The 9,414-nt window shown below is 65.7% G+C and carries 8 protein-coding genes; 5 read left to right on the top strand and 3 right to left on the bottom strand.

Annotation, left to right across the window (positions count from 1 at the left end; all coding sequences use genetic code 11):
* The 5 genes from MUO23_03760 to MUO23_03740 form a co-directional block, all read left to right on the top strand.
* Positions 1 to 2,197, top strand: a 2,197-nt coding sequence (locus tag MUO23_03760; protein ID MCJ7512068.1) for an ABC transporter permease, incomplete at its 5' end; no start/stop codon positions are given.
* 1,052 nt (positions 2,198 to 3,249) lie between these two features.
* A complete protein-coding gene (locus tag MUO23_03755; protein MCJ7512067.1) occupies positions 3,250 to 3,432 on the top strand; it encodes a 4Fe-4S binding protein in 183 nt (60 codons plus the stop codon).
* A 196-nt stretch (positions 3,433 to 3,628) separates the two neighbouring features.
* Positions 3,629 to 3,775 carry a hypothetical protein gene (locus MUO23_03750; protein ID MCJ7512066.1) on the top strand — a complete coding sequence of 49 codons (147 nt, stop codon included), beginning with the start codon at positions 3,629 to 3,631 and terminating at the stop codon, positions 3,773 to 3,775.
* Positions 3,765 to 4,058: a hypothetical protein gene (locus tag MUO23_03745; GenBank protein MCJ7512065.1), complete on the top strand. Its 294-nt coding sequence runs from the start codon at positions 3,765 to 3,767 to the stop codon at positions 4,056 to 4,058. Before MUO23_03750 ends, MUO23_03745 begins: the two co-directional genes overlap by 11 nt.
* Before the next feature lie 498 nt (positions 4,059 to 4,556).
* Entirely contained in the window at positions 4,557 to 5,135 is a 579-nt protein-coding gene (locus tag MUO23_03740; protein MCJ7512064.1) for a DUF4352 domain-containing protein, read from the top strand.
* Positions 5,136 to 5,144: 9 nt separating this feature from the next.
* Here the strand turns inward: MUO23_03740 and glpK are convergent, their stop codons facing one another.
* The 3 genes from glpK to MUO23_03725 all read right to left on the bottom strand — a co-directional run.
* Positions 5,145 to 6,662 (bottom strand): glycerol kinase GlpK, encoded by a 1,518-nt coding sequence (gene glpK / locus MUO23_03735; GenBank protein ID MCJ7512063.1) that lies wholly within the window; start codon positions 6,660 to 6,662, stop codon positions 5,145 to 5,147.
* 61 nt (positions 6,663 to 6,723) lie between these two features.
* Positions 6,724 to 9,087, bottom strand: a complete 2,364-nt coding sequence (locus MUO23_03730; GenBank protein MCJ7512062.1) for a penicillin acylase family protein — start codon at positions 9,085 to 9,087, stop codon at positions 6,724 to 6,726.
* Positions 9,088 to 9,233: 146 nt separating this feature from the next.
* The coding region (locus tag MUO23_03725; protein ID MCJ7512061.1) for a hypothetical protein at positions 9,234 to 9,414 on the bottom strand (181 nt) is incomplete at its 5' end.

The raw sequence follows: 9,414 nt of genomic DNA, 5'->3' as shown, positions 1-9,414 counted from the left end.
GCGCGGCGTCCTGGATGCCGAGGGCCGGCGGGTGTTCAGCGCCCGCGTCCGACCGCCGAAAGGGAGCGCCTGGACTGCGCTTGATATCGTTGCCATCGACGATTTCGACGAGGTCCGGATCAACCTGCTCCACCCGATCGCGGGCTCGGCGGCGGCCGGCAAGAAGCAGATCGTGCTCGAGCGCAAGGCTATGCAGACGCTCGGACTGGGTCCCGGCGAGGACCTGAACGTCGAACTGCCGGACGGCAACGTCCGTTCGCTGCGGGTGGCGGGCGTGGTGCAGGATCCGACAACCGGTGCCGGCGATTTCCTCGCTCCGCCCCTGGCTTACATCGCCGCCGACACCCTGCCCTACCTTCACCAGCCCGAGTCGTTGAACCGGATGTTCGTTGTGCTTTCCGACGGGGCCAACGACAGCGGACGGCTGAGGCAGATGGGCGCAGAAATCAAGGACAAGTTGGAGAGCAATGGCGTTGATGTAAGCCGGACCCAGACCTCCAAGTCGGCGGAGCACCCGATGTCCTCCACCGTCCAGGGGATCCTGGGGATCTTGCTGGCGCTCGGCGTCCTGGTGCTCTTCCTCAGCGGATCGCTGATCGCCAACACCCTCAACGCCCTGCTGACTCAGCATCTACGCCACATCGGCGTGATCAAACTTGTCGGTGGACGCCCCGGGCAGATCGTCTTGCTGTACGTGGCTTTGATCATCGCCTACTGCTTGCTGGCGCTGGCGTTGGCCGTTCCCCTCGGCGCCCAGGCAGCCTACGGCCTGGCAGCCTTCATCGCCGACAAGGTGAACTTTGGCTTGCAAGGTTATCGGGTGGTGCCGCAGGCCTTTGCCGTTCAGATCGTCGTCGGCCTGGCGATCCCATTGCTCGTAGGCCTCGTTCCAGTGCGCAAGGGCTCGCGGATTACCGTCCAGCGGGCGTTGAGCAACGACATCCTTCAGCCTTCGACTCAGGCGGGCGATTCCGGCCGGGGCCGCGGGCTGCAGAGCCGGGGACGCCGACTGGTTGAGCTTGCGGCGCGCCGAAGCCTGCAGGTGCCCCGCCCTTTGCTCATCTCCTTGCGCAACACCTTCCGCCGACGCGGCCGCCTGGCCCTCACCCTGTTCACCCTGACGATGGGCGGCGCGATCTTCATCGCCGTGTTCAATGTCCGCACGACGCTCCACGACTACGTCGGCCAGATCGGCCGCTACTTCCTGGCGGATGTCACCCTCGACTTCGAGCAGCCCTATCGGGTGCAGCGGGTGCAGCAGGAGGCGCTCGAAGTCCCAGGTGTGACCTCCATCGAAGGTTGGGCCTTCACCACCGCCGAGGTCCTTTACCCGGATGACACAACGGCGGAGAACTTGACGATCCTGGCGCCGCCGGCGGAGAGTCAGCTGGTCGCCCCGACGCTCCTGGCCGGGCGCTGGGTGCAGCCTGGCGACGAGCAGGCGATCGCCCTGGCGGAGGGCATCCTGGACAGGTTCCCCGACCTGAAGCCGGGGGACAGCCTGCGCATGAAAGTCGACGGGCGGGAGGACGACTGGACGGTCGTCGGCATCTTCGAGTTCACCAATCAGCAGGGTACGATCGCCTACGGCACCTACGAGTACATCTCGCGCCTAACCGATCTTCCCAACCGCTCGATCTCGTTCCGGGTGGTGACCGACCGTCACGACCCCGCCTTCCAGGAGACGGTGAGCCGCCGCCTGGACGAGCATTTCCGCAGCCTGAACTACCACGTCCGCGAGGCGCGCACCGGAAAATCCATGCTGCAGACCGCCTCCGAGAGCTTGGACATCCTGGTGGCCTTCCTCTTGGTCATGGCCGTTCTGACTGCCCTGGTCGGCAGCATGGGCCTCGCCGGGTCGATGAGCATGAACGTGCTGGAGCGAACGCGCGAGATCGGCGTGATGCGCTCGATCGGCGCCGACGACAAGGAAGTGATCCGGACCGTCGTCGTCGAAGGGGTGGTTGTGGGGGGTATGTCCTGGCTGCTGGCAGTTGCGCTGGCCTTCCCGATCACCTACTTGCTGTCTTACATCCTCAGCCTGGCGATATTCAATTCGATGATCGACGTGCGGTTCACTGCCGCCGGTTTTGGACTCTGGCTGCTGCTGGTGCTGGCCCTCTCCGCCCTGGCCAGCGTGCTGCCGGCGCGCAACGCCGCCCGTCTGACCATCCGCGAGGTCCTGGCCTACGAGTAGACCCTACTCGAGCTTGGCCGTGGCTAGCCCTTCCGCGGGCTAGCGAACCGCTTCGAACCCATTGGCCCTGCGGTCTGCACCTGGCGCATGCGCCGTCTCACAGGCGTCCGGGTCCCAAAGGCAGAAGCCTCCCCGGCGCCCGCCCCCCGCCCAAGGGCCCTTCGCCCCTCGGGCCGCCGTCGTCAGGGGAAGGCGCCCCCGTCGGATTGGGCGGGGCGCGATGCTTCCGGGGCAAGGATGCTCCGGGGGCAGGGACGCCGAGCGCCGATCGTAGTTGGGCCAGCATCGCGCTCTCTTCTTCGCTCACCCGGACGGGGTTGATCCCCAGAAACCCACCCTCTTTGGATCCCTCCGCCTTCGGCTCGGCTAGGTACACGAGCCACCTGCGGTAGGCGCCTCCACCTTGCGCTGACCTGACTGAAACCGCATCGGCTGAACGCACGACCTCGGCCTGCAGCGCCGCTGTGAGAACGGCCGGACCGCGTTCCTGCTTGAGTGCTTCAATCTTCGGTCGGATCTGGTCCTGCTTCTCTGGGAAGACGGCTTCCAAAGCGATCTCCTGCAAGAGCTCGCTCTGGCTGCCGGTCACGGTCCCGTTGGCGGACTGAGTCTATGCCCCGATCTCGCTGATGAAGCCCAGGTTCAAGTCCGACACGATGATCAGCATTCCAGCAAGGTAGGGCGCAATCGGCATGGCGGCCCATTCTTCCAGCGTGAAGTCGGATTTCGTCGACATGCGTGGCCTCTCCTCGTGCGCGGGCGGGATGAGTCCGGGCAGGATACCAGCCCGGCCGGTCCGCATTGAGCGAACGCCATCTGAGCTCTCGCCCGGCGGAGGGCGCCGCCTTTCGGCTGGACTTGGCCGCGCTTGCCCGTCGCCCTCCGGTGCAGGTGCTGGGCGTCCGCCGCCCCGCCTCGGCCGCGGCGCAGCCCGCTGGGAGATGTGACCTTGACATGGGAATCAGGTTAGTTTCGTCTATCCCGCCTCGGTCGATCGTGCACTACGTTTGGAAGGGAACCGATCCTGCCTTGATGAGGGATGAGACATGGCAATGCGGGTTACTGACGAATGTATCTCTTGTGCCGCTTGCGAGACAGAGTGCCCCACAACCTCGATTTCGCTGGGCGAAACGATCTACGTCATTGACGCCAGCACCTGCGTCGAATGCAAGGGCCACTACGATTCCCCGCAATGCGTCTCGGTCTGCCCCGTCGATTGCATCGTTGCAGCCTAGCCGGCGAGCTGGCCGCGAACAGCAACGCCCCGCTTGCGGGGCGTTTCCATGTGCCGCCGTCTCCTCCCGTTGTCACGCCCTCGAGGAGCATCCTCGGCTAGTCGGTCGCGACCGACCACCGGTCTGCCGTTGTCGTCGGTCCCGCCGCTTGCACCTTTGAACCCGGTTTCGATCTTCGACGCCGGAGGAGGCCACGATGATCACCTCATTCGCCGAAGCCCAAGCCTATCTGCGTGAGAACCAGACCCAGATGGTCGATCTGGAGTTCAGCGACCTGTGGGGGCGCTGGCGGTATGTGAGCGTTCCAGCCGGTGAGTTCAACGAGCCCCCTGTTGCGCGATAGGCTTGGGTTCGACGGCTCCTCGGTCGGGCTCAAGTCCGTCAAGGCTGGCGACATAGTCGAGCTGCCGGACCTGGCATGCGCCTTCCGGGATCCCTTCTGGGAAATGCCCACCCCGAGCTTCATCTGCTCGGCCTTCGAGGCCGACAGCAGGCAGCCCTTCGCTCGGGATCCGCGGACTAATCCCCGACGGGCGCACGACAACCTGCGGGAAACGGAAGTGGCGGACGAGTCCCGCTGGGGGCCGGAACATGAATTTGGTGTGTTCGACCAGGTTTCCTTGTAGAACGAAGTCAACCGCGCCGCCTATCGCCTCGAAAGCCGCGAGGCGGCCTGGCGTTCGAGCCCGGGCGGGCATGGACACCTGATCCCGCCCCATGGGGGCTACCACGCCATCCCCCCCAAAGACCATTTGTACAACCTAGGCGCGGAGATGGTGCTGCACTTGCAGTCCATGGGGGTGGCTGTCAAGTGCCACCATCATGAGGTCGGCGGCCCCGGCTGTACGCCAATGGCCCTGACTCAACGGCCTGACAACCCTGATGGTGCCGGCACCAGATGCGGGCTACCTCTGGGGTGCCCTGACGGCTGTCACAGTGCCTGGCTACGAGGGCCGGTCAATCCGCCCGCCGTCCCCCCCGGGCGCCGAACTGGAGGCTGCCCAATCAGGGGAAAGGCAGGTCCGAGTTCGCCGGCACGAGCGGACGGACAACCCTCGCCGATCATCCGCGATCGGTTGCCCTGGCGAGGCATCCGGGGCACAATACTGGAGGGAGGCGAGTCGATGCAAACCACGACAGTCCCTCTCCAGCTCGCGGCCGTCGCCCTGCTAGCGACCACGATGGCGTGCTCGGGAGCCAGCGACGCTCTCGGCAGCATCGGCGAACCCATCCCCATGGGCACGGCCGTGGTTCCTTCGATCGACGTCCAGGCCTGGCAACCCTCGTCTCCAGTCCCCATCGGGACGAGCCAGACGATCGGCAACGTGACGCTGTCCGTCACCAATGTCATCCGGCCGGCCAATCATATTGCCGATGACGCCAGCTTCTACTCGGAGCCAGACCGGGGGAAGGAATTCGTCGCCGTGGATGTGACGGCCACCTGTAACCTGCCATCCGACCAGGCCTGCAGCCTGACTACCGCAGACTTCGGGGCGGAAGGCTCGCAGGGCAACTCGTACCACTCAGAGATCGTGGTCTCCGGAGTGCGCAGGGCGTTCGAGTCCGGCGAGCTCACGGGCGGGAAATCCAGATCGGGGTTCTTGCTGTTCCTGGTGAACAGTGACGATCGTGGTCTCGTGATGCGCTTCCCGCAGATGTTCGGGTTTGCCGGACAGGCGGCCTCGTTCTCCATCGACGGCTGACGCTGCCGTCTACTCCACCCAGTCGAGCGAGCGCTCGACCGCCTTTCGCCAGCCTCGCAACAGTTGCTCCCGCTGACCCTCGGGCATGGCCGGCGTCCAGACTCGGTCCGCAGACCATTGTTTGCGCAGGTCGGCCTCGGTCTCCCAGAGACCGACTGCCAGGCCGGCGGCGTAGGCCGCGCCCAGCGCCGTGGTCTCGGCAATCCTCGGGCGGATCACGGGCACACCCAGGACATCAGCCTGGAACTGCATCAGCAGCTCATTCTGGACCATCCCACCATCGACCTTGAGCGACTGCAGATGGACTGCGGAGTCCTTCTCCATCGCCTCGAGCACTTCGACGGTCTGGAAAGCAGTCGCTTCCAGGGCGGCTCGAGCGATGTGGCCCTTGTTGACGTAGCGCGTCAGGCCGACGAGAACCCCGCGGGCGTCGGCCCGCCAGTGCGGTGCAAACAAACCCGAGAACGCCGGCACGAAGTAGATGCCTCCATTGTCCTCGACCGTCCGGGCAAGTGCTTCTACCTCACCGGCGGACCCGATCAGACCGAGGTTGTCTCGGAGCCACTGCACCAATCCGCCGGCAATGGCGATTGAGCCTTCGAGCGCATACACCGCCGGCTTGGCGCCGAATCGGTAGCCGACGGTCGTCAGCAGCCCGCTGGTCGAAGGGACCGGTTCGGTCCCCGTGTTGAGCAGCATGAAACAGCCCGTGCCGTAGGTGTTCTTGGCCTCTCCCGGGGCGAAGCACGTCTGGCCGACCAGGGCGGCCTGCTGGTCTCCGAGGTCGCCGCAGACGGGGATTGCGGCTCCGAACGGCCCATCGAGCCGCGTGTAGCCCCAGGGAATGGGATCGCTCGAGGCCACGATCTTCGGCAGCATCCGCTCCGGGATGTCCATCACTTCGAGGATGGCGGGATCCCATGCCAGGCTGCGCAGACTCATCAGCTGCGTTCGACTGGCATTGGTGACGTCGGTCACGTGACTTCCGCCTTGCGGCCCACCCGTCAACCACCAGATCAACCAGCTGTCGACCGTGCCAAAGAGGGCTGTCCCTTCTTCCGCCCCCCCCCGGGCCCCCTCCACGTTGTCCAGAATCCAGCGGATCTTGCTGGCAGAGAAATACGTTGCGAGCGGCAGCCCGGTTATCGCCCGGAATCGGTCCGGGCCGCCCTGCTCCGCCAGGGCAGCCACCCGGTCCGCCGTCCGGGTGTCCTGCCAGACCAGAGCGTTGCCGAAGGGACGGCCTGTAAGGCGGTCCCATACGATCGTGGTTTCACGCTGGTTGGCGATGCCGACGGCGGCGATCTCGGCGCCCTGGACGCCGGCCGCCTCGAGTGAGCGGCGGATCACCTGCTGGGTACGCTCCCAAATCTCGAGCGGGTCATGTTCCACCCAGCCGGGGCGCGGGTAGATCTGCGTGTGCTCCAATTGGGACGCTGCCACCACCGCGCCTAGTCGGTCGAACAACATGCAGCGAGTGCTTGTCGTTCCTTGATCGATGGCGGCAACGAAGCGGCTAGCGCCCATCACATCCTCGTGACAGTCCCTCGGATTCGAACTCGCGCTCGTCAGGCGACTGAGGACGACGTCAGGGTGTCAAGTGCAAATGGCCTTCGGCCTCGCCCTCGATCTGGGCGCGGGTCCACAGCATCGGATGATACTCGCCCCGGATCCACAGGCTTGCCAGGTCGTCGTAATGCCGGCTGCCCAGCTGACCCGATTGCCCCGGCGGATGGATGATCAGGGACTTCGACAGATCGCTCAGGTCGACGATCTGGCGGAACCCGGGCGCCCAGCTCGTGTTGTCGTAGGGGAGGGCCGGATTGAATGCCGTCTGGCACGGCGTGTCGGCGTCGCCCCCGATGGGAAACGGGCCCCGGTTGAAGACGCGATCTAGCGGCTTCTGCAGGCCCATGGCATGCGGGAAGACCGCCCGGTGGATCTTCCCCCAGCCCCAGCCGGATGGCGCCGCCCCCAGCGTCTGGCGCAGCCACAGGACGGCCTGTTTCAGGCTCTTCTCCAGCACGGCCTGCCGCCCTCCGGCCTGAGTCATCCACCAGCTCTCCGGCGCCTCCAGCAGGCGCAACGTTGCGGCCGTGTCGTGCCCCAAGAACTCATTGGCGGGCATCAGCAGCGGGTGGAAACCCTGCCCCATCAACTGCAGGGTCAGCCTCTCGCCGACCGCCGGCTCGAGCAGATTGCGCACCAGATGATAGCGGGTGACTTCGTACACCGTTCCGGCTGTGCAATCCGCCGACAACACCCCATCCCATCCCCGCAGGAGCTCGAGCGCCAGCTCGGCCTCTTCCGAGGTCGGCGTCAGGCCCTCCAGGCTGCGGACGAACTCCAGGGCCGGGGGACAGGTGAAGTCCACATGTAGGCGTCTGAAGTCCTCAACGCCCAAGACATCCTTGCTGCTCAGGACTTCGGAAATACGCCGGTTGCGATAGCCGTTCATCCACACGCTGCCGAGGAAGTGCGGATAGTCGTCCGGCACCAGCCGGTCGTTGGAGGTTGCCACGAAGCCGCGCTGCGGGTTGAGGGCGTGAGGCATGGCTTCGAAGGGAACCTCGCCAATCCACTCGTGGTCTGCGCTCCAGCCCGGCGCCGGCACCATTCCCTTGCCAGCCGCTCGCACCGGTACCTTCCCGGTGACCCAGAGTCCGGTATTGCCCTCTGTATCGGCGTATGCCACGCTCAGCTGCGGCGCCTCGATCAACCGGGCCGCCTCGACGAAGTCATCCCAGCCGCGGGCCAGGTTCAGACGGTGCCAACCCTCGACCGCCGGGCATGGGCGCAGGGCCATCGACTGCACGGCCAAGCGTTTCTCCGGATGCCCGACAACATCGGAGATCACCGGCCCATGATGGGTTACGACGACCTCCTCGATGTGGGGATCGTCCCGCCCCTTGACGCCGATCGGTTCTGGGATGATGTCGGCTTGACGCCAGCCTTCGCCGAACCGGTAGCGACCCTGGATCTCGGGATCAAACTCCTCGGCGTACAGGTCCTCACAGTCGGTGTAGGCAAGCGTTATGCCCCAGGCGATGTGGTCGGTGTGGCCGACTAGGACGAGCGGCATTCCCGGGATCGAGACGCCGGAGACATTCATGCCCTGGGCCATCAGGTGCACCTCGTACCACAGCGAGGGCACTCCCAGCGGCAGATGCATGTCGTTGCACAAGTAGGGCATTCCGGTGTCGGTTTTCCAGCCGGCTACCGCCCAGTTGTTGCTGCCCAGCCCCCGATGCAAGAACGGCCCCCGCCCGGCAGTTAGTCTGCCGTCCTCCCCCAGCCGATTGAACTCGATCCCCTCCGGCAGGATGATCGGGTTACCTAGAGGCGGATGGATCTCCCAGGCGGCGGCCCGCTCTTCTCCCACAGCCTCGATTAACTTGGCGCGCAGGATCTCGCCGTACCAGGCATGCGACAGCTGCCAGATCATCACCCGGCTGAAGGCCAGGCTGTCGATCGGAGTCCATGGCTCCGGATGGCAGCCGAGGAGCGTGAACTCAATCGGCATGCGAGCCGCCGAGCAGGCGAGGGTTGCATTGACGCCTTCGGCGTAGGCCTCGAGGACGCTTCTCAGGTCCGCACCGGCGGCCTGCCAATCAGCCTCCCCAAGGCGCCGGAAACCGAATGTGCGCACGGCGCGATCGGTATCGAGCGAGATCTCACCGAACAGCTCGCTCAGCCTGCCGTTGGCGGTCCTCCGATTGAGCTCCATCTGCCAGAGACGATCCTGGGCATGGACCACACCCTGAGCGAAGAATGCATCGTGCGGGTCATCGGCGAAGAGGTGCGGAACGCCCCATCGATCCCGGATCACCTCGACCGGGCTGTGTAGGCCGGCTAGGCGGATCTCGCCTTCGATCAAAGGCAGCCGACGGCGACTGAGGAACGTCAGTCCTGCGCGGAGAACGGGGGCAAGCAGATCCGTGGCGAGCGACATGGGTGCTCCTTCCCTATGCTGGGAACCGAGAGTGATGGACTGCCGGGATGGATTCTAGAACGGACCTGACGGGAGTCAAAGACACGCACCGGTTCACGACGGGCCATCCCCGCAGCCTGCGCCCCAGGGGCCAGGGGGGTTTGGGCCTAGGCGACCCCGTACAAGAACCAGCCCGCCGTGGCGCCAAGCATCCCGACGACCATGGGCATAGAGCTCGGCAAGGCGGTGGCGTGGCGCGCATACCCAGCCGCCGCCCAAATCGCCACGGGCAGGCTGAGGCCGATCCCGGCTGCGACCGCCGGGGGCAGCACCCAGCCCGTGAGCATC

It is taken from the genome of Anaerolineales bacterium, assembly GCA_022866145.1.
Classification (GTDB): domain Bacteria; phylum Chloroflexota; class Anaerolineae; order Anaerolineales; family E44-bin32; genus PFL42.
This window is presented reverse-complemented; position numbering and strand designations above follow the sequence as displayed.

What these genes read in the sequence shown, in the direction of transcription:
- MUO23_03740 (MCJ7512064.1), top strand. Translation starts at nt 4,557, where the DNA reads ATGCAAACCACGACAGTCCCTCTCCAGCTCGCGGCCGTCGCCCTGCTA.
- MUO23_03730 (MCJ7512062.1), bottom strand. Translation starts at nt 9,087, where the DNA reads ATGTCGCTCGCCACGGATCTGCTTGCCCCCGTTCTCCGCGCAGGACTG.
- glpK (MCJ7512063.1), bottom strand. Translation starts at nt 6,662, where the DNA reads ATGGGCGCTAGCCGCTTCGTTGCCGCCATCGATCAAGGAACGACAAGC.
- MUO23_03750 (MCJ7512066.1), top strand. Translation starts at nt 3,629, where the DNA reads ATGATCACCTCATTCGCCGAAGCCCAAGCCTATCTGCGTGAGAACCAG.
- MUO23_03755 (MCJ7512067.1), top strand. Translation starts at nt 3,250, where the DNA reads ATGCGGGTTACTGACGAATGTATCTCTTGTGCCGCTTGCGAGACAGAG.